This is a genomic window from Rhodococcus sp. 114MFTsu3.1, from assembly GCF_000383555.1.
Classification (GTDB): Bacteria; Actinomycetota; Actinomycetes; order Mycobacteriales; family Mycobacteriaceae; genus Rhodococcoides; species Rhodococcoides fascians_E.
Window position 1 is genome coordinate 57,873 of record NZ_KB911553.1, and the last position, 25,908, is coordinate 83,780.

General features: G+C 64.8%; 20 protein-coding genes. 12 read left to right on the forward strand and 8 right to left on the reverse strand.

Annotated features, from left to right (window positions below):
• Positions 1 to 154 precede the first annotated feature (154 nt).
• Positions 155 to 994: a LysR family transcriptional regulator gene (locus H292_RS0117540; protein WP_020112238.1), complete on the reverse strand. Its 840-nt coding sequence runs from the start codon at positions 992 to 994 to the stop codon at positions 155 to 157.
• An 84-nt stretch (positions 995 to 1,078) separates the two neighbouring features.
• Between H292_RS0117540 and H292_RS0117545 the strand changes: the two genes are divergently transcribed.
• Complete coding sequence (locus tag H292_RS0117545) at positions 1,079 to 2,095, forward strand: bile acid:sodium symporter family protein (protein ID WP_020112239.1); 1,017 nt, start codon at positions 1,079 to 1,081, stop codon at positions 2,093 to 2,095.
• 21 nt (positions 2,096 to 2,116) lie between these two features.
• A complete protein-coding gene (locus tag H292_RS0117550; protein WP_020112240.1) occupies positions 2,117 to 3,520 on the forward strand; it encodes a glutamate decarboxylase in 1,404 nt (467 codons plus the stop codon).
• A 23-nt stretch (positions 3,521 to 3,543) separates the two neighbouring features.
• Here the strand turns inward: H292_RS0117550 and H292_RS0117555 are convergent, their stop codons facing one another.
• Both H292_RS0117555 and H292_RS0117560 read right to left on the reverse strand, forming a co-directional pair.
• Positions 3,544 to 4,152, reverse strand: a complete 609-nt coding sequence (locus H292_RS0117555) for a YqgE/AlgH family protein (protein WP_019665081.1) — start codon at positions 4,150 to 4,152, stop codon at positions 3,544 to 3,546.
• 47 nt (positions 4,153 to 4,199) lie between these two features.
• Positions 4,200 to 4,907: a TetR/AcrR family transcriptional regulator gene (locus tag H292_RS0117560; protein ID WP_019665080.1), complete on the reverse strand. Its 708-nt coding sequence runs from the start codon at positions 4,905 to 4,907 to the stop codon at positions 4,200 to 4,202.
• A 148-nt stretch (positions 4,908 to 5,055) separates the two neighbouring features.
• On the opposite strand from H292_RS0117560, the gene H292_RS0117565 reads away from it, so the two are divergent.
• Together H292_RS0117565 and H292_RS0117570 are read left to right on the forward strand one after the other, a co-directional pair.
• Positions 5,056 to 5,988 (forward strand): NAD-dependent epimerase/dehydratase family protein, encoded by a 933-nt coding sequence (locus tag H292_RS0117565; protein ID WP_020112241.1) that lies wholly within the window; start codon positions 5,056 to 5,058, stop codon positions 5,986 to 5,988.
• Between the two features lie 25 nt (positions 5,989 to 6,013).
• Positions 6,014 to 7,297, forward strand: coding sequence for an MFS transporter (locus tag H292_RS0117570; protein WP_020112242.1), 1,284 nt, complete (start codon positions 6,014 to 6,016; stop codon positions 7,295 to 7,297).
• A gap of 53 nt (positions 7,298 to 7,350) precedes the next feature.
• Here H292_RS0117570 and H292_RS0117575 read toward each other — a convergent pair whose 3' ends face one another.
• Positions 7,351 to 8,820, reverse strand: coding sequence for a CCA tRNA nucleotidyltransferase (locus H292_RS0117575; RefSeq protein ID WP_020112243.1), 1,470 nt, complete (start codon positions 8,818 to 8,820; stop codon positions 7,351 to 7,353).
• Positions 8,821 to 8,997: 177 nt separating this feature from the next.
• On the opposite strand from H292_RS0117575, the gene H292_RS0117580 reads away from it, so the two are divergent.
• The 8 genes from H292_RS0117580 (at position 8,998) to H292_RS0117615 (ending at position 20,572) form a co-directional block, all read left to right on the forward strand.
• Positions 8,998 to 9,561, forward strand: a complete 564-nt coding sequence (locus H292_RS0117580) for an NUDIX hydrolase (RefSeq protein ID WP_026347790.1) — start codon at positions 8,998 to 9,000, stop codon at positions 9,559 to 9,561.
• Positions 9,561 to 11,951 (forward strand): DUF6049 family protein, encoded by a 2,391-nt coding sequence (locus H292_RS0117585; protein WP_020112245.1) that lies wholly within the window; start codon positions 9,561 to 9,563, stop codon positions 11,949 to 11,951. The genes H292_RS0117580 and H292_RS0117585 overlap by 1 nt, the downstream gene beginning before the upstream one ends.
• Positions 11,948 to 16,132, forward strand: coding sequence for a lipid II flippase MurJ (locus H292_RS0117590; RefSeq protein ID WP_027498895.1), 4,185 nt, complete (start codon positions 11,948 to 11,950; stop codon positions 16,130 to 16,132). The genes H292_RS0117585 and H292_RS0117590 overlap by 4 nt, the downstream gene beginning before the upstream one ends.
• 123 nt (positions 16,133 to 16,255) lie before the next feature.
• Positions 16,256 to 16,846: an RNA polymerase sigma factor SigM gene (gene sigM, locus H292_RS0117595; protein ID WP_051104895.1), complete on the forward strand. Its 591-nt coding sequence runs from the start codon at positions 16,256 to 16,258 to the stop codon at positions 16,844 to 16,846.
• 57 nt (positions 16,847 to 16,903) lie between these two features.
• Complete coding sequence (locus H292_RS0117600; RefSeq protein WP_020112247.1) at positions 16,904 to 17,671, forward strand: hypothetical protein; 768 nt, start codon at positions 16,904 to 16,906, stop codon at positions 17,669 to 17,671.
• A 109-nt stretch (positions 17,672 to 17,780) separates the two neighbouring features.
• Positions 17,781 to 18,770 (forward strand): thioredoxin-disulfide reductase, encoded by a 990-nt coding sequence (gene trxB / locus H292_RS0117605; protein WP_019665071.1) that lies wholly within the window; start codon positions 17,781 to 17,783, stop codon positions 18,768 to 18,770.
• A 47-nt stretch (positions 18,771 to 18,817) separates the two neighbouring features.
• Complete coding sequence (trxA, locus tag H292_RS0117610; protein WP_019665070.1) at positions 18,818 to 19,150, forward strand: thioredoxin; 333 nt, start codon at positions 18,818 to 18,820, stop codon at positions 19,148 to 19,150.
• Between the two features lie 231 nt (positions 19,151 to 19,381).
• Positions 19,382 to 20,572, forward strand: coding sequence for an N-acetylmuramoyl-L-alanine amidase (locus H292_RS0117615; RefSeq protein ID WP_019665069.1), 1,191 nt, complete (start codon positions 19,382 to 19,384; stop codon positions 20,570 to 20,572).
• A gap of 56 nt (positions 20,573 to 20,628) precedes the next feature.
• On the opposite strand, the gene H292_RS0117620 is transcribed toward H292_RS0117615, so the two are convergent.
• From H292_RS0117620 to rsmG, 4 genes are all read right to left on the reverse strand, one after another.
• Positions 20,629 to 21,315: a hypothetical protein gene (locus tag H292_RS0117620; RefSeq protein WP_019665068.1), complete on the reverse strand. Its 687-nt coding sequence runs from the start codon at positions 21,313 to 21,315 to the stop codon at positions 20,629 to 20,631.
• Positions 21,316 to 21,592: 277 nt separating this feature from the next.
• Complete coding sequence (locus tag H292_RS0117625) at positions 21,593 to 22,636, reverse strand: ParB/RepB/Spo0J family partition protein (RefSeq protein WP_019665067.1); 1,044 nt, start codon at positions 22,634 to 22,636, stop codon at positions 21,593 to 21,595.
• Between the two features lie 5 nt (positions 22,637 to 22,641).
• Positions 22,642 to 23,682: a ParA family protein gene (locus H292_RS0117630; RefSeq protein WP_027498896.1), complete on the reverse strand. Its 1,041-nt coding sequence runs from the start codon at positions 23,680 to 23,682 to the stop codon at positions 22,642 to 22,644.
• Positions 23,683 to 23,752: 70 nt separating this feature from the next.
• Positions 23,753 to 24,430: a 16S rRNA (guanine(527)-N(7))-methyltransferase RsmG gene (gene rsmG / locus H292_RS0117635; RefSeq protein ID WP_019665065.1), complete on the reverse strand. Its 678-nt coding sequence runs from the start codon at positions 24,428 to 24,430 to the stop codon at positions 23,753 to 23,755.
• Positions 24,431 to 25,908 lie beyond the last annotated feature (1,478 nt).

Genomic DNA, 25,908 nt, shown 5'->3' on the forward strand with positions numbered 1-25,908 from the left:
CGGTTACAGCGCGATGCTGTTCGCTGAACCACAGCAGACGGTAGAAGTGATACCAATCACTTACCACACCCGCGCCACACGTCTGGAAACGTGGTCGTCCGACGGCAGCGACAGTTGGGTCCAGTCACAACCCAGCAACAGCCGTCCGCGCCGATCAGCGGCCGAGACGCGTCATGATCGCGTCACACAACGCTCCACGAGGCGATCGGGCCGTGTCCTTCGTCAGCAGCACGAACTCGATACCTCCGAGCTCCGGGAGGTCCTGGCCGTCCAGCGCGACCACGCCGTCGGGCAGCGTCGACTCCGCATGCACCAGGTAGCCGAGGCCCGCCTGAACGGCTGCACGCAACCCCAGCTCGCTGTCCGTGACGCAGGTGAACCGCCAGCCCCTACCCTCCCGACCGAGTGCAGCCAACGCCGCGGACCGCGTGATGCTCGGTGGTGGATACGTCACGAACGGCACCGGGCCCGGTTCCACCCGCGTTCCCGGAATACCTGCCCAGACCAACCGATCCGCCCACACCAGATCACCGTGCGTCTCACCTGGGCGACGCTTGCCGAACACCAGGTCCAGCTCGCCGCCGTCGAACTTGGACCGCAATGTCTCGCTCAACCCGACGGTCAGCTCGAGGTCCACGCCGGGATGCGCCCGACGGAAGTCGTAGAGCACGTGCGGCAACTCGGTCGAGACCAGGTCGTCGGACACCCCGAGCCGGAGCCTGCCCGCCAACGGGGCTTCGGCGAAGTAGTGCTCCGCCTCCGCGGTGGCGTCGAGGATGGAGCGAGCGAATCCGATCATCGCGGTGCCGTCGGCCGTCAGCTCCATGTTTCTGGTGTCCCGGAGGAACAACTCGCGCCCGACGGCCTTCTCCAGCCGCGTGATGTGACCGCTGACCGTCGACTGACGCAGCCCCAGCAGATCGCCGCCTGCGGTGAAGCCGCCTTCCCGTTCGACAGCGAGGAAGGTTCGAAGCAGAATCGGATCAAGATTCACCCGTCTTTCCTATCACGATTCACGTTCACAGTTAACGCAGCTATCGACTTTCGCGATCAATCGCCGACCGATATCGTGAGTTCAGTGAACTTTCTGCGGCAGATCCGGCCCGACGGCTTCGTCCTGAGCATCATCGCGATCGCGGTACTGGCCAGCATCTTCCCGGCGTCGGGTACCTCGGAAACCGTCCTCACCTGGGTCACCCGAATCGCCATCGGACTGCTGTTCCTGATCTACGGCGCCCGCCTGTCGCCGCAGGAAGCATGGCAAGGCGTCAAACACTGGCGACTCCACTCCGTCGTGCTGGCCACCACGTACCTCGTGTTCCCCCTCGTCGGACTCGCCCTCCGCCTCCTTGAACCGACTGTCGTCACAGCGGACCTCTACACCGGCATCCTGTTCCTGTGCCTCGTGCCGTCGACGGTTCAGTCCTCCATCGCCTTCACCTCGATCGCACGCGGCAACGTCGCCGGAGCAGTCGTCAGCGCCTCGTTCTCCAACATCATCGGCGTGTTCGTGACACCGCTGCTGGTGATTCTGTTGATGAACACCACCGGGGACGCGCACGTCGACGCATCGTCGATCCTGAGCATCTGCGCTCAGCTGCTCTTGCCCTTCCTCCTCGGGCAGGCCCTCCGACCGTTCGTGAAAGGCTGGCTCACCCGCCATTCCGGGCCGACGAAAATCGTCGACCGCGGCTCGATCCTGCTGGTGGTCTACGCCGCCTTCAGCGAAAGCATGAATCAGAACGTCTGGTCGTCCGTGACGCCCCTGCAGATCGTCGCGGTCGTCCTCGTCTGCATCGTCGTCCTCGCGCTGATTCTGGCGTTCACGTACTGGATCGGCCGCGCCATCGGCTTTTCCGTCGAAGACCGCATCGTCCTCCTGTTCTGCGGCTCCAAGAAGAGCCTTGCGAGTGGACTACCCATGGCCTCGGTCCTCTTCGTCGGCGGGCCCGTCGGCCTGATCGTCCTTCCTCTGCTTCTGTTCCACCAGATCCAACTGATGGTGTGCGCCGTACTCGCCCAGCGATACGCGCGCCGAGCCGAAGCCCGGCTATCGCCTGACAAGGATGATGCGCAATCCGCCCTGGCGGATTAGCGTCGGCACCACAGACGACGAATGTGGAGGATCGACGTGCGGAAAGAGTTGTCGAAGCCAGGCAAACACCCAGGCGGAGTCATCGCCGCGGCATACACCGGGAGACTCGCCACCGATCCCATCCCCGCACTTCGGCTCCCCGACGAGCAACTCGACCCCGAAGCCGCGTACCGCTTCATCCACGACGAACTGATGCTCGACGGCTCCTCCCGCCTCAACCTCGCGACGTTCGTCACGACCTGGATGGACCCGCAGGCCGAGAAGTTGATGGCCGAGACGTTCGACAAGAACATGATCGACAAGGACGAGTACCCGGCGACGGCGTCGATCGAGGAACGCTGCGTCAACATGGTCGCGGACCTGTTCCACGCGCCCGGACTCGACCCGGAGGATTCCAAGTCCGCAACGGGAGTGTCGACGATCGGATCGAGCGAAGCGGTCATGCTCGCCGGCCTCGCCCTGAAATGGCGTTGGCGTGAAGGCCGCACCGACACCTCGCGTCCCAATCTGGTTCTCGGAAGCAATGTTCAGGTCGTGTGGGAGAAGTTCTGCCGCTACTTCGACGTCGAACCCAAGTACCTGCCCGTCGAACCGGGGCGGTACGTCATCACCCCGGAGCAGGTTCGAGATGCCGTCGACGACAACACCATCGGCGTCGTGGCCATCCTCGGAACCACCTTCACCGGCGAACTCGAGCCCGTGGCGGAGATCTGCGCGATGCTCGATTCCGTCGCCGCGTCCGGTGGACCCGACGTCCCCGTCCACGTCGACGCGGCCAGCGGCGGGTTCGTCGTACCGTTCCTTCATCCCCACCTCGAATGGGACTTCCGCCTCCCGCGGGTGAAATCCATCAACGCCAGCGGGCACAAGTACGGATTGACCTATCCGGGAATCGGTTTCGCGGTGTGGCGGACACGCGAGGACCTACCCGAGGACCTGGTGTTCCGGGTGAACTACCTCGGCGGCGACATGCCGACCTTCACCCTCAACTTCTCACGCCCCGGCAACCAGGTGATCGGCCAGTACTACAACTTCCTCCGGCTCGGACGCTCCGGATACAGCGACATCATGCACGCACTGCGCGACACCGCCGTTCGCGTCGCCGGCCACCTGTCCGAGCATCCCGCGTTCCACGTCATCACCGACGGCAGCGCCATCCCCGTCGTCGCATTCGAACTCGCCGGCGACCGCGAGTACACCGTGTTCGACATCTCCCACGAACTACGCGCACGCGGCTGGCAGGTTCCCGCGTACACGATGCCGGACGACGCCACCGGAGTAGCGGTGCTCCGGATCGTCGTGCGAGAGGGATTCAGCGCAGACCTCGGCAGGCTGCTGTGCGGCGCCATCACCGAAGTGATCGATCAACTCGACGCATCGGCGGCGGGAGATGGACACTCGTCGGCCACCCACTTCGCGCACTGAGTCCTCAGTTGCACCCTGGGACCTCAGTTGCGGTCGACGTCGATCGGGTGAGAGGCGAGCATCGCCAGCGGCAGGGGTTGACGACGCAGCACGTGAGCCCACAGATCGATCTTCGGTGGACCGATGACATCGGAGGCGAGGGCGGAGACGACCATCCAGTCGTCCCGCTCCAATTCGCCCTCCAGCTGCCCGAGCGTCCAGCCGGAATACCCCGCGAAGATGCGAACCCCCTCGACGTGCGGCGCGATGTCGGCCGGATCCGAATCCAGATCCACCATGACGACCCGACCGTCGACGCGGCGCACCCCGGCGATCCCGTCGATGTCCACCCCCGTCCTCACCGTCGCCAGACAGAGAGCGGAATCCCTCTTCACCGGACCGCCCACGTACAGGGCCTTCGGACGTGCCGCGAGGTCGGTCCACTGCGGTAACACGTTCTGGACCGCGGTGTCGCTCGGCCGATTGATCACGACACCGAGGCTGCCTGCGTCGTTGTGCTCGATGACGTACACGACAGTGCGCCGGAACGTGGGCTCGACCAGCTCGATCGACGACACCAGCAAGCTCCCCGGTCGCACCGATTGCGGGGCCGGTGCCGTCTGGTCTTCGGGTTCTTCCGCATGCGCCGCCATGCAACACATTGTGGCACCGCGCACCTACGGATGTAACGCAAGGAAGCTCAGGTGTTGTTCGGCGCCCCATCGAACCCCGAGAGCTCGGCCAGGCTCGCCAATTGGTACTCGAACAACGCATCTCGGCTGCTGAAGGTGTCCGAACCGTACTGATCGAACACATCGAAGCTGACGGCACCGAACAGTGCCGCCCACACCAGAACTCCGCGAGCGATCACCTCGTCGGACATTTCCGTTCCCATTTCGTTACGAACGTCCGTGAAATTCCGGCTCAGCGCAGCCAGCGACACCGGCTCCGTACGTTCCGCCAGCGTTCCCGCGGTCCACGCCTGATCGAAAATCGACACCAGCTTGACGATCACCCTCGTACCAGGACCGGTCGTCTGCTCGGCCGGAGCGTTGTATCCGGGCACCGGGCTTCCGAACAACAGCGCATACCGCGCCGGTTCCCGCAGCCCCCACCCACGGACCGCACGACCGAGCGCGAGGAACTTCTCGACGGGACCGGCGACCTCGTCGACAGCCTCGTCCACGACGTCGCCGAGCTCGGTGTACGCGTCGACGACGAGCAGGGTCAGCAGCTCGTCCCGACTCTTGACGTACCGGTACACCGCCGAGGACACGACACCCAGATCCCTGGCGACTGCGCGCAGTGACAACGCCGCGGCACCGTCGGCAGCCAGATGCTCCCGTCCGATACGGGTGATGTCGGCGAGGGTCTGCTGTCTCGCTCGAGCGCGGGGCGTGGTCGGCATGGATTCACAGTATCGGCCCGGCCGACACGTACCCGGCGGCGAAACCGTCCCGCCAGAAACGAGAGCACTGCTCTTGCTTTTCCCAGCCGACGAGTGCACACTGGAGCAAACAGAGAGCAGTGCTCACATTTCGAACGAGGGAGACACCATGAACCAGCTACACGTCGTCATCGGAGCCGGACCGGTCGGCTGGACCGTTGCAGAACAGCTTGCTGCACAGGGACATTCGGTACGGATCCTCACCAGGTCCGGATCGGGCCCGGATCACCCGGCCATCGAACGTCACCGAGTGGACATCGAGACCGACGACCTGACCGACGAATTCGCCGGCGCCACCGCCATTTATCTCTGCACTCACGTCGCCTACCAGAACAAGGTCTGGCGCGAGAAGCTCCCCGCGATGGAACAACGGGTGCTCGACGCCGCCGCCGGAACCGTCGTCGTCTTCCCCGAAAGTCTGTACTCCTACGGCAAGGTCGACGGCCCCATCCGAGAGGACAGCCCACGCACGGCGACTCACCGCAAACTGGGCGTCCGAACCCTCCTGTTGGCCGCCCGCGACGCCCACCGCACCCCGACCGTCAGCGTCGCCGCATCGGACTTCTACGGTCCTCGCGTGAGGACGTCGCACATGGGCGAACGAATCGTCCCCAAGGTCACGGCAGGCAAATCCGTCAGCGTCATCGCGAAGGCCGACGTACCCCACTCCTTCACCTACATACCGGACTTCGCCGCAGCGATGATCGCCGCCGGAGCAAGGAAAGACCTGTGGAACACGTTCCTGCACGCCCCCACCGCACCTGCCGTCACGCAACGACGCATGATCGAACTCTTCGCCGACGCCGCCCGAGTACCCGTACCCACCGTCACCGCGATCCCGGCATGGATCGTCCGAGCGCTGGGCGTCGTACCCGGGCAGATGAAAGAACTGGGCGACACGCTGTACCAGTTCCAGTACCCCTACGTCCTGGACAGCACGCGCAGCGACACACTCCTCGGCCTTCACCCGACCCCGCTCGACGACGGCACCGCAGCCACCGTCGCATGGTGGAACGCCGAGGAGCTGACTCCGACCTCGTAAAGTACGTCAGGCTAAAGTTCAGCGAGTGAGCGAGACGACATTCCTGGCGCGATTGCGCGATTCGCCGGGCGCAGGCAAGCTCACCGCCATTCGTTTCGCAGGCCAGTTCGGCGACGGACTCTTCCAAGCCGCACTCAGCGGCGCCATCCTGTTCAACCCCGAGCGGGAATCGAATCCGGCTGCCATCGCAGCCGGGTTCGCTGTCCTCCTCGTCCCCTACTCCGTCATCGGCCCGTTCGCTGGCGCCATGCTGGACCGCTGGGATCGCCGCGCAGTCGTACTGTGGGCCAACGTACTTCGCATCGTTCTCATCGCCGTCACCGCAACCCTGCTCTGTGCAGGCGGCGGTGAGACACCCCTGCTCCTGCTTGCCCTCACCACCGTCGGACTCAGCCGATTCGTCCTCGCCGGCGTTTCGGCGTCGCTCCCGCACGTCGTACGAACCGAATGGCTCGTACCCATGAACTCCCTCCTCGCCACCATCGGTTCCGGCTTCGCCGCTGCCGGGGCGGGCGCAGCCGTCGGAATCATCGGATACGTCGGGGCGGGAGACTTCGGCTCCGGAATGGCCGTGGCCGCGGCAGCGTCGGGCTCGATCGTGGGCACCGTCGCCGCCGCTCGATTCGCACGTAGGTCACTCGGCCCGGAAACACTCCCCGAGCGTGGTGACCACGGCGCGATGAAAGCCGCGGTGGACATCGCCCACGGACTCGGATCCGGTGCCGTGGCCGTCTGGAGATCGCCGACGGTCACCGCCGCCATGACCGGCATCGGCGCCCACCGAATCGTGTTCGGCGTCGACACCCTCGTCATGGTGCTCATCCTGCGCGAAACCACGTCGAGTTCCCTGCCCGGCGGACTCGCCGGATTCGGCATAGCCGTCGGCGCCACGGCAGCCGGAATGTTCGTCGCTGCCCTGCTGACGCCGTTCGTTCTGCCACGATTCGGCCGTGTTCGCTCGATCATGGTGGCTCTCGCGGCCGCCGCGATCGTCCAGGTCACGTTCATCAACACCCTCACTCAGACGAGCCTGCTCATCGGCGCGTTCCTGCTCGGTGTCGCAGGCCAGACGATCAAGCTCACCGGCGACGCATCGATGCAGACCGAAATCGACGACGATCACCGCGGACGTGTCTTCGCCCTGCAGGACACCGTCTTCAACATCTTCTTCGTCGCCGCTTTGGCGGTCGCGGCGTTCGTCGTCGGTCCGGACACCACCGACCTCGCTGGTGAAACCTCTGCACACGTCGTCGTCCTGGCTGGTGCCGCGGTGTACCTGGTGGGAGTGGTAGCGATACTCCGCAGGTGAGTGGAAATGTAGGCCCTGGCCTACATTTCAACTCACAGGACGTTTTTCTCAACTCACAGGACGTTTTTCCACCAGGCCAGCAGTTCCTTCTCAGCCTCCTCGCGGGGGAGGGGACCTCGGTCGAGTCTGAGCTCCTTCAGGAACTTCCAGGCCTTGCCGACCTCGGGGCCCGCCGGGATACCGAGAAGTTCCATGATGGCGTTGCCGTCGAGATCGGGACGAACCCGCGCCAGGTCCTCTTGCGCCGCCAGGGCGGCTATCCGCTGTTCCAGATCGTCGTAGGTGGCCTGCAGTGCCGCCGCCCGACGCTTGTTACGCGTCGTACTGTCGGCGCGAACGAGCTTGTGCAGCTTGGGAAGTAGATCTCCGGCGTCGGTGGCGTAACGGCGCACGGCCGAATCCGTCCACTGACCTTTGCCGTATCCGTGGAAACGGAGGTGCAGAAACACCAACTGCGACACGTCGTCGATCATCTTCTTGGAGTACTTCAGCGCGCGCATCCGCTTGCGCACCATCTTCGAGCCGACTACCTCGTGGTGGTGGAAGCTGACGCCTCCGCCCGGCTCGTGCCGACGCGTATCCGGCTTCCCGATGTCGTGAAGCAGTGCAGCCCAGCGCAATACGAGGTCCGGGTCACCGTCCTCCAGCTCGATCGCCTGCTTCAGCACCGTCAACGAATGCCAGTAGACGTCCTTGTGCTGGTGATGCTCGTCGATCTCGAGCTTCATCGCAGGTACCTCGGGCAGCACGTACCCGGCCAATCCCGTCTCGCACATCACGTCGACACCCTCGAGCGGGAACTCGCCGAGGATCAGCTTGTCCAACTCCACCTGAACACGCTCGGCCGTGATGCGTTCGATCTGACCGGCCATCTCCGTGATCGCCTGGTGCACCCGCGGCATCAGCGCGAACCCGAGCTGCGACACGAACCGTGCGCCGCGAAGCATCCGCAGCGGGTCGTCGTTGAACGACTTCTCCGGGGTCGACGGAGTGTCCAGCAGTCCCTCGAGCAGTGCGTCCATGCCGCCGAGAGGGTCGACGAACTCCTGCGAGCCATCGGCGCCGAGACGAACGGCCATCGCGTTGACGGTGAAATCACGACGAACCAGGTCCTCGTCCAGGCTGGTGCCGTACCGAACTTCGGGATTACGCGAGACCTGGTCGTAGGAATCGGTGCGGAACGTGGTGATCTCGACCAGCTGATCGCCCTTCGCCGCACTGATCGTGCCGAACGCGATACCGGTGTCCCACTGATTGTCGGCCCACCCGGTCAGGAGCCGCTGGACGACCTCAGGCCTGGCGTCGGTCGTGAAGTCGAGGTCCGTGCCGAGCCGACCCAGAACAGCGTCGCGCACACTGCCGCCGACCAGGAACAATTCATGCCCCTCGGCGGCGAACCGACCGGCCAGCGGCGTCAGGATGTCCGACAGTTCTTTCAACGACACGGCAGCCGACGCCAGCAATCGTGCGCGACGGTCGGCGGACACGTCGGGCTGCTGGGGAACAGGAGACTTCTCGGCCACGTCGACAGAGCCTATTAGCAGGCGGTCCGAACGGGGGAAGGGCCCCACGTGAACAGGCTCGGTATGGCCGCGAGTGGAGCCCGCGGAACGAGCTCGGAATGGCCGCGAGTGGAGCCCGCGGAACGAGCTCGGAATGGCAGCCCGAAGCATTGGTTCTTTCCCTCTAGTATTGGTTGGGTGTCTGCTGGCGAACGTGCGAACAGGAGCCGCCGCAACCCGCGGCGGCGGAATTCGCGTGCCGAGACGGACAAACCGCGGCTTCGAACGGTTCGGGAGACGTCTGCTGGTGGGTTGGTGGTGGATGGGCTGGACGGCCCGCCTGCGCAGCGTTGCGCGGCGTTGATCGGCAGAACGGATCGTCGGGGCCGGTTGTTGTGGTCGCTGCCGAAGGGGCATATCGAGCAGGGCGAGACGGCGGAGCAGACGGCGATGCGTGAGGTCGCCGAGGAGACCGGTATCCAGGGTTCGGTGTTGGCGTCGCTGGGAAGTATCGACTACTGGTTCGTGACGGAGGGCCGTCGCGTCCACAAGACCGTGCACCATTACTTGCTGAGGTTTCTGGGTGGTGAACTCTCCGACGAGGACGTCGAGGTCACCGAAGTGGCGTGGGTCCCGCTGAGTGAACTGAACTCGCGATTGGCGTACGCGGACGAACGGAAGTTGGCGGCCATCGCCAGCCGCCTTATAGACGGTATGAGCGGCGAGACGAACGACCCCGAAACGCCCGTCGGCAAGCAGTGATGGCGCTACGTTCCAGGATCACTGCAGCGACGTCGGTGCTCGTTCTCGGTGCGTCGCTGCTGCTGGGGACCGGTGTTGCTGCTGCACAGGATCCAGCCGCACAGGATCCACCGGAGAGCTCGCAGAGCGAGGACGGGACCGTCACGTACCAGTCGTCGGCGTCCGATCTTCCTCGGACGACGCGCGGTACTCAGTTTCTCGAGATGTCGATCGACGCGGTTGCTCCCGGGACGGTGACGACGACGAGCGAGCCGTTCGTGACGGTGCGCGCCACTGTCCGCAACACCGGGGACCGCCGGGTCGACGACATCAGCGTCCGTATGCAGAGCGCGGACGCTGTGGAGTCACCGGACGAGCTTCGGACGACGCTGTCGTTGGATCAGCAGGAGTACGCCGACGTCGGTGAATTCCAGGTCGTCGCGGACAGTCTCGAGCAGGGCGCCAGCGCTCAGTTCACGGTGTCGATGCCGCTTCGCGGAACGCAGTCTCCGTCGTTGGGCATCGACCGCCCCGGCGTGTATCCGCTGCTTCTCAACGCCAACGGAACGCCGGAGTACGGCGGAACGGCGCGGCTCGACGACGCCCGCTTCCTGCTCCCGGTCACCGGGGTTCCACGCGATCCGACAGTGCCGGACCCGATGGCTCCCGACGCCGTCCCGCTGCCGCCGAGCACCGCGGACCCGGTGGCGACGACGGTTCTGTGGCCGTTGGCGGACAAACCTCGCCTCGCGGCGGGCATTCCGGGTTCGATCGACGACAGGGTTCGACTCGTCGACGACGATCTTGCCGGTGAGTTGGCGTCGGGCGGACGGCTCGATCAACTTCTGGAGGCAGTGGAATCGGCGACCGCGTCGGACGTCGACCCGGGCGGCAAGCTCGCACAGAGCCTCTGCATCGCGGTGGATCCGGACCTGCTGGTCACCGTCTCCAACATGACGCGCGGATACCTCGTCGTCGCCGATCCCGCCGATCCTGCGGGACCGAGCAGGGAAGGCAACGGTCGCGACGCAGCGACGGCGTGGTTGTCGCGGCTCGAGACCCTCACCGAATCGATGTGCGTGACAGCGCTGCCGTTCGCGCAGGTGGATCTGGACACGCTGGGGAACGTGGGCGACGCGTCGTTGGCGTCGACCGCCCTCGAGTCGCCGGCCGAGGTGGTCGACGCGATCCTCGGCGTGACGTCGGTACGCGGTGTGGTGTGGAGTTCGACGGGTCAACTCGGTGAGGCAGGCGCGGCGACGGTGCGGTCCGTCGGCCAACGCACCGCGCTCGTCGCCGACAACAGCATCGCTCCCGGAGCCGCGGGGGCCGTGGCCCGCGTCGTCGGAGACACCACTGTCGCAGCCGAGCTGAACGCGACCGTGTTCGACGGCCCGACGGCGACGGCCCTGGCCGGCGTCGGGACGGATCCGTCGACGCCGCGTTTCACGCCCGACGACCAGCGGTACGACCTGGCCGGCGACTCGCGGACCGCTCGCTTGCAGGATGCGCTCGGCGCGGTGACGTACCACGCGTTGACGCCGCCCGACGGCGCTCCTCGAGCTCTGACCATCGCTCCGCCTCAGTACTGGACGGCAGGCGGTGACGAACCCGATGCGATTCTCGGCACGGTGTCCTCGCTGCTCCGGACCGGTCTGGCGACGCCGCGCCCGTTCACCGAGCTGGCCGAGGAGCAACCGACCGGGCTGCCCGTCGAGACCGTCACGACGAGTGTGAGCGATCGGGACCAGAACCTCGAGGATCGCATTCGAGCACAGAGCAAACGCATCGAGGCGTTGCGTGGATCGCTCGTCGAGGACCCCCAATCGGTGTTGACGCCGCGCCGGTTCACTGCACCGCTACGTGAGGACCTGCTGCGTGCCATCGGGACCGCCGACCGATCGGTGGACCCGACGGCCGCATCGAACACGGCTCGAATCCGTCTGGATACGTCCGAGGCGGGGCTGAACTCCATCTTCGAAGCCGTGACGGTTCTGGCTCCCGGTGGCGTCTACACCCTGGCGTCCGAGCAGAGCCCGCTGCTGTTGGTCGCCCGCAACGATCTCCCCATCGGGGTCAACGTTCGGCTGAAGGTCGACGCTCCCCCCGAGATGACCGTCAGCGACGTTGGAGCGATGGCACTACCGGCGCGCGGAAGTCGAACGATCACCGTGCCCGCCCAGGTCGACGACAGCAGAAACCTCGCCGTCGACTTCTCCTTGACCACTCTGGACGGCCAACAATTGGGCGAAGCGTCCACGGTGTCCGTACGGTCGAACGCGTACGGACAGGCGTTGGCGATCATCACCGCCTGCGCCGGGGTCCTTCTGTTGCTGCTCGCCGGCCGCAGATTGTGGCATCGGTTCAAGGGTCAGCCGGATCCTGCAGACGAAGGGTACGAACGACCATGACGGGTAGCGACTTCCCGTATTCGGGAAACTTGCCCTATAAGGGAGCGCCGCCCGCCGGCGGCGGGCCTCGCGAACGGCTGCCCGCAGCTCAGGTTTTCCGACGCACCGAGCCGCCGAGGCCTGCGCCGTGGGAACGCGACGGACGGACCGCGGTACCGCCTCGGGAGATGCGGAGCTACCCGGCACCGCCGTCCCCCGACGGTGGCCCTGCCCCGGACAACTCGGTCACCCAGCTGATCCCGCGATTCCGCGACGAGGACTATCCGCAGCCCCCTCCGCCGGAGGCGGCACCGCCGCAGATGGACGAGCCGAAACCGCAGAAGAGCCTGCTCGCCGCCACCGGTTCGATCGCGGTGGCGACGCTCGTCAGCCGTATCACCGGCTTCTTCAAGCAGATGATCATGCTGGCGATCCTCGGCGGAGCCATCGCGAGTTCGTTCACCGCCGCCACGATCCTGCCGAACATGATTTCGGAGTTGGTGCTCGGCGCAGTCCTCACCGCGATCGTCGTACCGGTCCTCGTCCGGGCCGAGATGGAGGACCCCGATCGGGGCGCGTCCTTCATCCGTCGGCTCTTCACGTTGGCGTTCACGATGCTGTTCGTCGTATCGGTCGCCGCGACGATCAGCGCGCCCCTCCTCTCGCGCGTCCTGATCAAGGACGACGCCAAGGTCAGCAGCGACCTGACCACCGCGCTGTCCTTCCTGGTTCTCCCCGCGATCCTCTTCTACGGACTGTCCGGCCTGCTGACGGCCGTGCTGAACACCCGCCAGAACTTCCGGCCCGGCGCATGGGCACCGGTGTGGAACAACCTGATCGTGCTCGGTGTCTTCTCCCTCTACTTCTTCGTCCCGGGCGAGATCACGCTGAATCCGGTCGAGATGAGCGATCCGCACATCCTCATCCTGGGCCTCGGCGTCACCGCCGGTGTGGTGACGCAGGTCGCGGCTCTGATCCCGGCGTTGCGGCGCGAAAAGATCGACCTACGACCACTGTGGGGATTCGACGCCCGCCTGAAGGCCTTCGGTGGGATGGCCGCCGCCATCGTCCTCTACGTGGTCATCAGCCAGGTCGGCCTGGTGTTCGCGACGAACATCTCCGCCGTCGCCGACGAAGCAGGCCCGGCCATCTATTCACAGGCCTGGATCCTGCTGCAACTGCCGTACGGCATCCTCGGCGTGACGGTGTTGACGGCCATCATGCCGAGACTGAGTCGCAACGCCGCCAACGGTGACACGCCGGCCGTCGTCGACGACCTGTCCGTCGCGACTCGCCTGACACTGGTCGCCCTGGTGCCGATCGTCGTGTTCCTGACCTTCACCGGCCCGTGGGTCGGCGAAGCACTGTTCGGTTTCGGCAACTTCAAGGACGAGGCACCGCGATTGGGAGAAGCGGTGAGCTGGTCGGCCTTCACCCTCATCCCGTACGCCCTGGTGCTGATCCACCTCCGCGTGTTCTACGCCCGTGAACAGGCTTGGACACCGACGTGGATCATCCTCGGCATCACCGGAATCAAGATCGCCCTGTCCGCGCTCGCCCCGGTCGTCGCCAGCTCGGACGAGCAGGTCGTGCTGTGGCTGGGTGTCGCCAACGGCATCGGTTTCGTCGTCGGCGCCTGTATCGGCGGATTTCTGCTGCACCGCAGCCTCGGAAATCTCCGCATGGCCAACGTCGGCAAGACGATCTGGATGGTTCTGATCGCGTCGGCCGCAGGCGGAACGGCGATGCTCGCGATCGACCGAATCGTCGATCTCGGTGGCCTCACCGAACCGTTCGGCATGATCGGTGCCATCGTCCGCGTCGGCATCTGCGCAGTGCTGATGCTCGGCATCACCTTCGGGATCCTGTGGTTCGGACGCATCCCGGAAGTCCTGGCCGTCACCGTCGCCATCCGCAGAATCGTCGACCGCGTCCTGAAAAGGTCAGCGCCCGCTCCCGAGCCCGTCGTCCCAGCACATCCCGATTCCATACCGGTCGTCAGTTCTGTTTCTGCATGGGACACTGCACCCGACCGACTCCCGTACCCTGGACGTCGGCGGACCGGGACGCCGTCCTCGTCGCGCCTGCCTGAACCTGGCGGGCGCATGGGGCTACCCGGGGCATACACGCGTGAAGGAGTGAGAGTGACCGACGACGAAGTGGCTGGGGGGCCGGCCGAGTCCGCACACAAGGGCGGCGACCGAGCACAAGGTGGCGTGGAGGTGGACGAGCGGCAGGCCGCATCGTCGGACTCCACCGAGCCGACCACAGCAGCGTCGTCCGACAGCACTGCCACAGCCAAGCTCCCGGTGAACAAGCCCGATTCCGACAAGCCCGCTTCCGAGAAGAGCGCCGGCGAGAAGACGTCTCTGATCAAGGGTGCGACCGCGGCCGAGTCCGAGTCGGCTTCGACGCCTGCTGCCGCCGAGCCGGCAGCGAGCAAGACACCTACTTCGAAGGCACCGCAGGCCGCGACAGCGGACTCCGAGACAGCCTCCACGGCTGAAGATGCAACCGAGAAATCGACGCCCACAGCAGGCGCGGAATCGGCCGAGAAGGCCGCAACCCCAGCCAAGCAGGCTCCGGCCAAGCAAGCTCCGGCCAAGGACGCTCCGGCTGCCGAGGTGACGCCGGTGAAGTCCGGTGCCCCGACCGAGAACCCGCGTTCGCTCCGCGGTCCGAAGCTGATCCCCGGCGCTTCGGTTGCCGGTGGCCGCTATCGACTGCTGGCACCGCACGGCGGTGCACGTGGCCTCAAGTTCTGGCAGGCGCACGACGTCAAGCTGGACCGCGAGGTCGCGTTGACGTTCGTCGACTCCGAGCAGCAATCGACCGACGTCTCGGTGGACCGCCCCGAGGGTCCGCAGGCCATCCTGTCCCGCACACTGCGCCTCGGCCGCATCAATTCCCCCGGCCTGGCACGCGTGCTCGACGTCGTGCGCGGAAGTTCCGGCGGAATCGTCGTCGCCGAGTGGACTCCGGGTCGCTCGCTCCGCGAGATGGCGGACACCGTTCCGTCGCCGACGGGTGCAGCACGGGCCATCAAGGCATTGGCGGCCGCGGCCGAGGCTGCCCACCGCAGCGGCGGCGCACTGTCGATCGACCATCCGGACCGCGTCCGTATCAGCACCAGCGGCAACGCCGTTCTGGCGTTCCCGGCAACGTTGGCCGACGCCGATCCAGGTTCCGACGTCCGTGGTCTCGGCGCGATGTTGTACGCGTTGATCACGGCGCGCTGGCCCCTCGTCGACGCCTCGTCCGGCGGGCAGCCTCGATCGGTCGGCGGCATGAAGCCCGCAGATCGCGACTCGAACGGTAACGCCGTCGAGCCACGCCGAGTCCGTTCGGACGTACCGTTCGAGATCTCCGCGGTGGCGGTGCGTGCCCTCGAGCAGAACAGTGGCATCAGGACCGCCGCGACGGTTCAGCATGTCCTCGACCAGGCAGCCGTCGTCAACGACAAGACCGATCTGATGCCCGCATTGAGGCTCGGACAGCGGGCACCCGGTGCATCCGGCCATTCGCTCGCCGATCCGGAGGAGATGGCGGCGCAGAAGGAGCGGTCCCGTCGCACCAACATCGCCTTGGCGGTGCTGGGCGTTCTCACGGTGGTCGTGCTGGGATTCGCGGGGTACTGGCTGTTCACGTTCATCGCGGGCGGCAGCTCGGACGAGCCACTGACGTCTCAGGAAGCCCTCGGTCTGACCACCGAGGAGACGGCACCGCCCGCACCGGGTGCGCCCGCTCCTGCGGCCCCGGCGTCGAGCCCGGTGGCAATCGATTCGGTGGAGGTGTTCTCGCCGCAGGGCAGCGCGGACAACGCCGGATCGGCATCCAATGCCATCGACGGGGACCAGTCGACCGTCTGGGCGACGGACTCCTACTTCCAGCCGTTCCCGTCGCTCAAGGACGGTGTCGGCCTGATCGCAACGCTCCCGTCGTCACAGGTGCTCACCAGCGCGTTCGTCAATTCCCCGTCACCGGGAACGGTCGTCGAGATCAGGTCCGCACCCAGCGATTCGCCGAGTCTGAGCGACACCACCGTGATCGGTCAGGCAACTCTGGGTAGTGGAGTGACCGATATCCCGCTGCAGGTCAGCGAGCCGACAAGCCACGTTCTGCTGTGGATCACCGGGTTGAGCTCGGACAGCGGCCGCAATCAGTCGTCGATCACGGACTTCGGGTTCACCGCACAATCCTGACGAACAGTCTGCGGGATCTCCCCTCACCTGCAGAATGCTTGAATTCGACAACGTTTCGTACTCCGCGGTCTCTATGGCTTAGGCTCTCCAGCAATGCGGTAACACGGGGGGAGCCGTTTTCGTATGGGGAGTGCAGATCTAAGCGGCGTCGGGGATGTTCTGAGTGGGCGTTCCGACGTGGAGTTGTTGGCTGCGCACGTTGCAGGCGACGAGCGGGCGTTCACGACGCTCGTGCATCGACACCACGAGCATCTGTGGATGACGGCGCGGCGAACCAGCTACACCACCGAGGACGCCGCCGACGCCTTGCAGGAAGCTCTGCTGTCCGCGCATCGGACCGCAGCGTCGTTCCGAGCGGATGCGGCCGTACGTAGTTGGCTCCACAAGATCGTCGTCAACGCCTGCCTCGATCGCATCCGACGCAATCGCTCGAGGCCGACGGTTCCGCTGCCCGAGGGTGACTCCGCGGAACTGCCGGACGTCCGCGATCAAATGTCCGCGGTCGAAACGTCGATCGAGGTGCACAACGCACTGATGGAGTTGGCCCCGGAGCAACGTGCGGCGGTCGTGGCGGTGGACATGGAGGGATACTCGGTGTCCGACGCGGCCCGGATCCTCGGTGTTCCGACGGGCACCGTCAAGAGCCGATGTGCGCGCGGCAGATTGAAGCTCGCGGGGCTTCTCGACTTTCTCCGCGAGGAGGGGAACCGATAACCAGGTCGGTGCGTCTTACAGTGTGTAGGACCGAATCATGCGTGGAAGGAGATCGGCATGACTTCATCCGACGCCGGTCTCCTGGAGCCTCCGTACTCGCCGGATCTCCTGGCCGATCTCCATGCAGGCGTTCTTCCGGATGCAGTGAGTGCGCAACTGTGGCCACGCGTCCGACAGGACCCCGATGCGGCCCGGATTCTCGACGCACTCGACGCCGTCACCGGGCGGTTGGCTACCGCAGGCCGTGAGCTGGCCTCGGGCGAGCCGATGCCTCCCGAGGTCGCGGAACGTATCGATCGCGCACTGTCCGCCGCACCCCCGGTTCAGGCTCCGACGGACTCCTCGACCCAGAACCGGGCGCCGGTTCCACTCGCGTCGCGTCGTCGTATGTCACGCACCGTCCTGGCGGCCGGGATCGCAGCGTCGGTCGTGTTGGTGACGGTGGTCGCGGCAGCGGTGGTGGTGGCGACGTCGGACAAATCGGGCGTCACCGACGGCGGGTACGCGGATGATCTTCGAGCGGATGCACCTACGTTGGTGCTGAGCTCCGACGATCTGGACAGCTCCCTCGCCTTCGACGTCATGGCGACGCGGGGGCGAAACGAGGTCACCGACGCGGGCAACCTTCGCGAATGCCTGATCGCCAACGGCTTTCGCTCGAACAGCACGGTGCTCGGATCTGCGCCCGTGGAACTCGACGGCAAGCCGGGAGTGATGCTGGTGATCGCGACCGCCTCGGCTGCCGACGGCATGGTGCTGTTGGCGGTCGGACCGGACTGCGGGGCGAACAATCCGGCCACGTTGGTTCGACGCGACATCGAGTGACTGGCCCGATACGAGCGGGAACAACACCCCTTACCCTGGTGTTGTCACACACGTCTGAAGTTCACTTGCTTCACGCGATTGCTACCCGAACATCTATCGGAAGGTCCGCATGACTACGCCCAAGGTTCACGACCTCATCATCGTCGGCTCGGGACCGGCCGGCTACACCGCTGGTGTCTACGCAGCCCGGGCCGAGCTCGAGCCACTGCTGTTCGAGGGCACTCAGTTCGGTGGCGCATTGATGACCACCACCGAGGTGGAGAACTTTCCCGGTTTCCGGGAAGGAATCATGGGACCGGACCTCATGGAGCAGATGCGCGAGCAGGCCAAGCGCTTCGGAGCCGACATCCGCACCGAGGACGTCGAAGAACTCGACCTGACCGGCGACATCAAGACCGTGTCCGCGAACGGTGAGACCTACCAGGCACGTGCCGTCATCCTCGCGATGGGCGCAGCAGCCCGCTACCTGGGCATTCCCGGGGAAGAGAAATTGCTCGGCCGCGGCGTCAGCGCCTGCGCCACCTGCGACGGCTTCTTCTTCCGCGACCAGGACATCGCCGTCATCGGCGGCGGGGACTCCGCGATGGAGGAGGCGACATTCCTCACTCGGTTCGCGCGCAGTGTCACGATCGTCCATCGCCGCAGCGAATTCCGTGCGTCACGCATCATGCTCGAACGTGCGAAGAAGAACGACAAGATCCGCTTCCTCACCGACACCAAGGTCAACGAAGTCCTCGGTGACACGTCCGTCACCGGCCTGATCATCGAAGACGCCCGCACTGGCGAGACCAGCACCCTCGACGTCACAGGTTTGTTCGTCGCGATCGGCCACGATCCCCGCAGCGAACTCGTCAAAGGCCAGGTGGACCTGGACGACGAGGGCTACGTCAAGGTCGCCTCGCCGTCGTCGGCAACGTCGCTGCCCGGCGTTTTCGCCGCCGGAGATCTCGTCGACCACGTGTACCAGCAGGCCATCACCGCAGCCGGTACCGGATGCACCGCCTCGATCGATGCCGAGCGTTGGCTCGCGGAGCAGGGTGACATCACCAGCAATACGCTCGAACACGCTGACCAGCCGGTCGACGCTGTTTCCGCCTGATCGACCCTGCTTCATCTTTCGTACCAACCCTCAGGAGCACACCGAATATGTCCGATGACAAGAAGACCGTGACCATCACCGATGCGTCGTTCGTCGACGACGTGCTGACCAGCGAAAAGCCGGTCCTCGTCGACTTCTGGGCGACATGGTGCGGACCGTGCAAGATGGTCGCCCCGGTCCTTGAGGAGATCGCCGCCGAGCACTCCGACAAGCTCACCATCGCGAAGCTGGACATCGACGCCAACCCCCAGGCCGCACGCGATTTCAAGGTCATGTCCATCCCGACGCTCATCCTCTTCCAGGGTGGCAAGCCCGTGAAGCAGATCGTCGGCGCCAAGGGCAAGGCAGCACTGCTCAAGGACCTCGACGCCGTTCTGTAGCAGGTACACGGTCGTACCTCATCCACGCCCGACTGCGCAAGGTCGCTCGTCCGGGTCCACCCGGGCGTGGATTGCGGTCCGTCGGCTACTTTCTGCGACAATCGTCTGATGTGCCGACGCAGTGTCGGCACATCGACTGTTGTTCGTCGGCGTCGTAGCCACCGGTGGTCACGGTTCCTCCGGAACGCGACGCGGCCGACGATCAGCGTTCTTCAGCAGGAGGTCTTGGGTATGCACCGACTCGGTCACGGCGACAGCGGTCCCGCCGTCGCAGAGGTACGGAGCACGCTGGTTTCTCTCGGATTCCTGCTGGACACCGCGTCGCCCACCACCGACGACGCGCTGCACTGGAGTGCACCCACCTCGGACTTCGATTCGTCCCTCGATGGCGCCGTCCGTGCATTCCAGCAACACCGCGGTCTACTGGTCGACGGCATCGTCGGGCCCGCCACGTACCGGTCTCTCAAGGAAGCGTCCTACCGGCTCGGCGCTCGCACTTTGATCTACCAGTTGTCCGCGCCGCTGTACGGCGACGACGTCGCCACCCTCCAGACTCGTCTGCAAGATCTGGGCTTCTACAGCGAACGTGTCGACGGCTACTTCGGCCCCAAGACACACGAGGGTCTCTCCTCGTTCCAGCGTGAAATCGGACTGTCTCCCGACGGCATCTGCGGGCCCGCCACACTGCGTTCCCTCGAGTTGCTGGGTGCTCGCGTCACGGGTGGATCCCCGCATGCCATCAGTGAAGAAGAATTGGTACGGCAGTCCGGGCCACAGCTGACCGGCAAGCGCATCGTCATCGACCCCGATCTCGGCGGAGCGGATACCGGTCTGATCGTCGACGGCTTGTACGGCCGAATCTCCGAAGCCGAAATTCTGTGGGACGTGGCAAGCCGACTCGAGGGCCGCATGGCGGCAACCGGTATGGAGACGTTCCTCTCGAGGGCGCGCGGCACCAATCCCAGTGTGGCCGAACGTGCCGAGACTTCCAACGCCTTCAACGCCGACCTGATGATCTCGCTCCGATGTGCGTCGAGTTCCAGCACCGCCGCCAATGGTGTCGCGAGCTTCCACTTCGGCAACTCGCACGGCTCCACCTCGCTCATCGGCCAGGTCCTCACCGGCTACATCCAGCGCGAAATCGTCGCCCGCACACCGCTTCTCGATTGCCGTAGCCACGGCCGAACGTGGGATCTGTTGCGGCTCACCAACATGCCCACCGTTCAGGTGGACCTCGGCTACCTCACCAACTCGGCAGACGTAGCCGTCCTCGGCGATCCTCGCTCACGCGACATCATCGCCGAAGCAATCCTGATCGCAGTCAAGCGTCTCTACCTTCTCGGTCAGGACGATCAGCCGACGGGCACCTTCACGTTCGCGGAACTCCTGGCCGAAGAACTGGCCGCAGCCGACAGGCGCTGACACACCCGCCGACAGGCGCTGAGACACCCGCCGACAGGCGAATGTCGGCGGGTGTGTCAGCGCACTCCGACGGGCGTTTTGTGCTCGATTTCCACCATTGTCAGGCTCGCTGCGATGAGGAGCTGCTCGAGCGCCGATTCGACGTCTTCCTTCCAACCGTGGTCACGGTCGAGCTCGAGGCGAAGGCGAGGGTAACGGTGATGAGGCGCAACAACTTCGAACCCTGCTTTTTCGAGGAAGTCCGCGTCGATCATGCACGTGGCCTCCGTGCACACCAACGACGCCGATGCTCTCGGCCCCTGCACCTCGTCGTCGTCTGTGCGTCGTAGGCCGAATGCCTCGAGTGCCCGTACGCCGCGGTTGACCAGATCTGCGACGACAGCTTGAATCAGCGCTGCCGAGTTTCCTTCGCTGTCGACATCGGATTCGGTTCGGAGGGTCGTCAACAGTACGGCGTCGGCACTCACCGGCGACGTCGGGAATTGCGCTGCTCGGGGGACAGCACTCGGAGGGGCATACAGGGCACAGCCCGCTGTCGCGCCGTCGAGTGTGAGCAGTTGTCCGCAGGATCCCCACTCGAGCATGATCATCGACAACCATGCTTCGTTCTCGAGCTCGAGATCTACGGCACCGCCATCTGCTTTGTCGGTAGCTGGATCGAGTACCCAGAAGCGGCATCGCCGTGTATGGGTCGGTAGTCGATCGAAGGAGTCCAACGTGACTCCCGTGACGAGCGGCGACACTGCTTACCTCAGCTTCCAAGCCCTAGAACTTTCGGCGTCCCGCACAGAACATCGGGCACGCACGTCAAGAATATGCGATCGATCTGCCCGTCGCGCCTCATGTAGCGGGCGCTGAGCCGACTGAACTCGTCCGGTCACACCTCGAATCGACGTGTTCGCTGTAAAGTTCTGCACTGCAGTACTTTTCACGTTCTCGACATACATCTTCGTCCGATCTTCCAGCACTTACGTCACCGTGACGTAATGACCGTGTGTGTCTGTACCTGAATTTTCGCGGCTACTTCTTCTTCTGATTTTCCATCATCTCGACGATGCGCTGAAGATCATCGACCGAGCCGAACTCGACCACAATCTTGCCTTTCTTCTTGCCGAGGCTCACCGTGACTCGGGTGTCGAACGAATCGGAGAGACGATCCGCGACATCCTGGAGCCCCGGCATCTGAATCGGCTTCCGCCGCGGAGCCGGATTGGGACCCGAACTGTCCTCCCGATTTGCGAGAGTGACCGCTTCCTCCGTTGCTCGGACGGACATGCCTTCCGCAACGATCCGTGCCGCGAGAGCCTCCTGAGCGTCGGACCCAGCGTCGAGCGACAGCAACGCACGCGCATGGCCGGCGGACAGAACACCCGCTGCGACGCGTCGTTGCACCGCGATCGGCAGCTTGAGAAGACGAATCATGTTGGTGACAACCGGCCGAGATCGGCCGATCTTGGCCGCCAGTTCCTCGTGAGTGACGTCGAATTCCTCGAGGAGTTGCTGATACGCCGCGGCCTCCTCGAGTGGATTGAGTTGAACTCGGTGAATGTTCTCGAGCAGGGCGTCGCGCAACATCGCGTCATCCGCGGTCTCTCGAACGATCGCCGGGATGGAATCCAGTCCCGCTTCCTGGCTCGCGCGCCACCGACGCTCGCCCATCACGAGCTCGTACTTGCCGCCTTCGAGCGTGCGTACGACGATCGGTTGCATCAACCCGAATTCACGGATCGAGTGAACCAGCTCGGCGAGCGCCTCGTCGTCGAAGACGCTGCGCGGCTGCTTCGGGTTCGGCTGAATCAGCCCCGGAGGAATCTCGCGGTACACCGCGCCCGCGGGGGAGAGGTCCTCGTCGGAACTCCGTACCGGCGGTGTCGGGGTGGGCGCCGACGCCACCTCTTCGGCCGATCCCGCGGCAGCCGGCTTCGGCTTGGCCCGTGTGGCCGAGTTGTCCTTACCGATGACGACGTCCGCGGCTGCGTTGCCGAGCCTTGGTCCTGCGTCGGGTCCGGTGGGAATCAGTGCGGCCAGTCCGCGGCCCAAACCGCCTTTACGTGTCTGACTCATGGTTCCTAGTGCTCCTGCGTTCCGTCGGTTGCTGCGCCGGCGGACCGCGCTGCCAGTTCTCTACCCGCGTCCAAATAGCTCATCGCGCCGCGCGAGCCGGGGTCGTAATCCAAGACGGTCATTCCATAGCCAGGCGCCTCGGAGACCTTCACACTGCGCGGAATCACCGCGCGGAGGACCGCATCTCCGAAGTGTTTCCGAACCTCTTCGGCGACCTGATCCGCGAGCTTCGTACGACCGTCGTACATCGTCAGGATCACGGTGGACACGTGCAGAGCGGGGTTGAGATGTGCCTGAACCAACTCGATGTTGCGGAGCAACTGACCCACACCCTCGAGGGCGTAATACTCGCACTGGATCGGGATCAGTACTTCCGTCGCCGCGACCAGCGCGTTGACGGTCAGCAGTCCGAGCGAGGGCGGGCAGTCGATCAGGACGAAGTCCGCGTCGATGGAGTCGAGGTCCGCCAGTGCCGTCTTCAGGCGTCCCTCACGGGCCACCATGGAGACCAGTTCGATCTCCGCACCGGCGAGGTCGATCGTCGCCGGAATGCAGTACAGGCGCTCGCTGTGGGGGCTCTGTTGGATGGCTTCGCGGGCGCTGACCTCACCGATCAGAACCTCGTAGCTCGAGGGCACCCCGGAATGATGCTCGACGCCCAGAGCGGTGCTGGCGTTGCCCTGAGGGTCGAGATCGACAACCAGAACAGTCAGCCCTTGAATCGCGAGCGCAGCAGCCAGGTTGACGGCCGTCGTCGTCTTACCGACGCCACCCTTCTGGTTGGCGATCGTCAACATCCGTCGCTTGTCGGGCTTGGGGAGCGTGACGCTGCCCGGGTGCAGTACCTGACTCGCTCTGTGCGCCGCCGCACCGATAGGAGTGTCGTCGGGAGAGATACTGCTGTACGCGCCGAAACCAGATCCGTCCGTCGCTTTCGATCCTGCGCCATTCCGAGAACTTCGTGAACTGGGCGCAGATGATTCTGTTTCACGTGAAACGTTGCCTTCTGTTTCACGTGAAACAGTGGGATCGGATCCACCCGACATATGTGCTCCTTAATGCGGAACGGATTGAACTACGTGGATTGAGGGACCTGACTCGAAGCCAAGTGCAGTGTCATGAACGCGGAAAGCGACGGGGGACTCGTTCGGCACGAACCACGATCGTCGGCGTCGGAACAATGTCCACGCCACACTTGACGACCTCCAGCTTGCCAGCACCCATGCGACCAAGGGAAGAGCGATCGCGCTCGATTTCCTCTTCGGCGCTACTTCCCTTGAGGGCGAGCATCCGCCCGCGTTCATGGATCAGTGGGAGAGACCATTTGGCGAGCTTCTCGAGCGGGGCAACGGCGCGAGAGGTGACGACGTCGGCCCCACCTGCTTCCTTCTTCACGCCCGGCTGCTCGGCGCGGCCCCGGACCACCAACACATCCAGCCCGGCGCCCTCGATGAATTCGGCGAGATAGACGGTGCGTCGAAGAAGCGGCTCGACGAGTGTCACGTGGAGATCGGGACGCGCAATCGCGAGAGGGATACCGGGCAACCCCGCTCCGCTTCCAATGTCCACCACACGCTCGCCCTCGTCGATCAGTTCACCGACTACGGCGCAATTCAAGATGTGCCGCTCCCACAACCGAGGAACTTCGCGCGGACCGATCAGCCCTCGCTCGACACCGAGCGTCGCCAACGACTCGTGATACTGCTGTGCCAGATCGAGCCGCGGACCGAACACGCGCTCGGCGATGGCCAATACTTTGTCGTCATCAAGCGGCTCTGGTTGCACGTCCTCCATCCTCCCGTGTAGGGGGTCGCTTCACCAAACCCTCGAGGCGTATTGGCTCGGAAATCACCCAAATTCGTACGATCGGTGGAGTTTCACGTGAAACAGTTCCACCCGACCGGATGTGACCCCGTGGATGTCGGCCGCCGACAAGAGACGCCTGCAGCGGCATGGCTGCCTCGGAGCCGAACTCTGGAGATTCGACCACCGCCCCGCTGGACGGACACACAGTGCTTGACAGTTCGGCAATCATTCCTGGACGCCTTCGACCCGGCTTGGTTCGGACCCACTCGTCACCGTTCAGTGACCGGTTCGCTCGCAGTGGACGGACGCACTCCAACTTCATATCGCTCAGGCGCCCCGGCGGGCTCACTGCGACGGTTTCCGGAGGCCGTCGATGAGCTCAAGGAAGTTGGCAGCGGTCGTGTACGAACATTGACGGGGGAGTTCGCCTGTCTTGAAACTCGTTGCGCATCCGCGACGATCCGGCACCTGTGGGATCGTAGCCACGCCCGTTTTGACGTTTCACGTGGAACAAGGCAACAGGGTCGGCTCCGGTGTGGTCATCTACAGATCGCGACCGACCAGACTCGATACCGCCGGTCTACAGTGAGCTACCGACTTCGGGTCCGTCACGACACGACTTACATGGCTGCACTGACCCGCCCATCGGGTCGCAAAGCCGCATCCTGGTTTCACGTGAAACAGGCGCAATCGGGCTTGGGCATTCCCAACTCGGTGTTTAGTCTCTACCCACTCGACCACGTCCATCGCGCACACCCCTTTGTGCGATAACCCTCGACTGCGAATCCGGCCTTCTTCGCGGAACCAACGCGTCACGGCCGGACCGACCGTTCCAGACTCGATCGTGCATCAGCACCACACCGCCCCCCGAGAGTCCGCGGCCGGTTCCAGCCGGTGCCTGGTTCCGAACCGAACCGGCCTCTTGTCATCGGGCGGACCCTTACAAACAAATCCCGCCACGTAGACACCGAACTCTCTTCTTCGACCTTCGTTCGATACATAAGGCCGCCGGATCACTTCACCACCGGGCGCACTCCTCGCATACCCGCCGGCCCCGATGTCTCGCAATCGGACTCCCACCGTCGATTCTCCGATCATCGCGTATGGGGTTGTGTGGCCGACCGTTCGTTCCGACGCCGGGGAATCCGCGGTTCGCCGTCGAGTCTCCTTCTCGCATTCGCAACAATGCGCTACCGAGCCGATGCGACCATCAATGCAACATCAGCAGTCGGCTGTCAGACGTGACCCAGTACGGCTCCATCGGTCGGATCCTGCGAACCGGACCCTGAGTGGACAGAGACGATCGGGCGACGCTCGACTGATCCTCTCGAACAATGATGATTTCGAACCATAAATTATTCGCACCTCCACCACTCACCCAAGTTTCACGTGAAACACGGTGACGACGTGACTCCGGCGGTCTCGGATCTCACAACCAACACCGCCTACAGCCGGGGGAGTGGGAG

What these genes read in the sequence shown, in the direction of transcription:
- H292_RS0117550 (WP_020112240.1), top strand. Translation starts at nt 2,117, where the DNA reads ATGTGGAGGATCGACGTGCGGAAAGAGTTGTCGAAGCCAGGCAAACAC.
- H292_RS0117555 (WP_019665081.1), bottom strand. Translation starts at nt 4,152, where the DNA reads ATGGCGGCGCATGCGGAAGAACCCGAAGACCAGACGGCACCGGCCCCG.
- H292_RS0117560 (WP_019665080.1), bottom strand. Translation starts at nt 4,907, where the DNA reads ATGCCGACCACGCCCCGCGCTCGAGCGAGACAGCAGACCCTCGCCGAC.
- H292_RS0117565 (WP_020112241.1), top strand. Translation starts at nt 5,056, where the DNA reads ATGAACCAGCTACACGTCGTCATCGGAGCCGGACCGGTCGGCTGGACC.
- H292_RS0117585 (WP_020112245.1), top strand. Translation starts at nt 9,561, where the DNA reads ATGGCGCTACGTTCCAGGATCACTGCAGCGACGTCGGTGCTCGTTCTC.
- H292_RS0117590 (WP_027498895.1), top strand. Translation starts at nt 11,948, where the DNA reads ATGACGGGTAGCGACTTCCCGTATTCGGGAAACTTGCCCTATAAGGGA.
- sigM (WP_051104895.1), top strand. Translation starts at nt 16,256, where the DNA reads ATGGGGAGTGCAGATCTAAGCGGCGTCGGGGATGTTCTGAGTGGGCGT.
- H292_RS0117600 (WP_020112247.1), top strand. Translation starts at nt 16,904, where the DNA reads ATGACTTCATCCGACGCCGGTCTCCTGGAGCCTCCGTACTCGCCGGAT.
- trxB (WP_019665071.1), top strand. Translation starts at nt 17,781, where the DNA reads ATGACTACGCCCAAGGTTCACGACCTCATCATCGTCGGCTCGGGACCG.
- trxA (WP_019665070.1), top strand. Translation starts at nt 18,818, where the DNA reads ATGTCCGATGACAAGAAGACCGTGACCATCACCGATGCGTCGTTCGTC.
- H292_RS0117615 (WP_019665069.1), top strand. Translation starts at nt 19,382, where the DNA reads ATGCACCGACTCGGTCACGGCGACAGCGGTCCCGCCGTCGCAGAGGTA.
- H292_RS0117625 (WP_019665067.1), bottom strand. Translation starts at nt 22,636, where the DNA reads ATGAGTCAGACACGTAAAGGCGGTTTGGGCCGCGGACTGGCCGCACTG.
- H292_RS0117630 (WP_027498896.1), bottom strand. Translation starts at nt 23,682, where the DNA reads ATGTCGGGTGGATCCGATCCCACTGTTTCACGTGAAACAGAAGGCAAC.
- rsmG (WP_019665065.1), bottom strand. Translation starts at nt 24,430, where the DNA reads ATGGAGGACGTGCAACCAGAGCCGCTTGATGACGACAAAGTATTGGCC.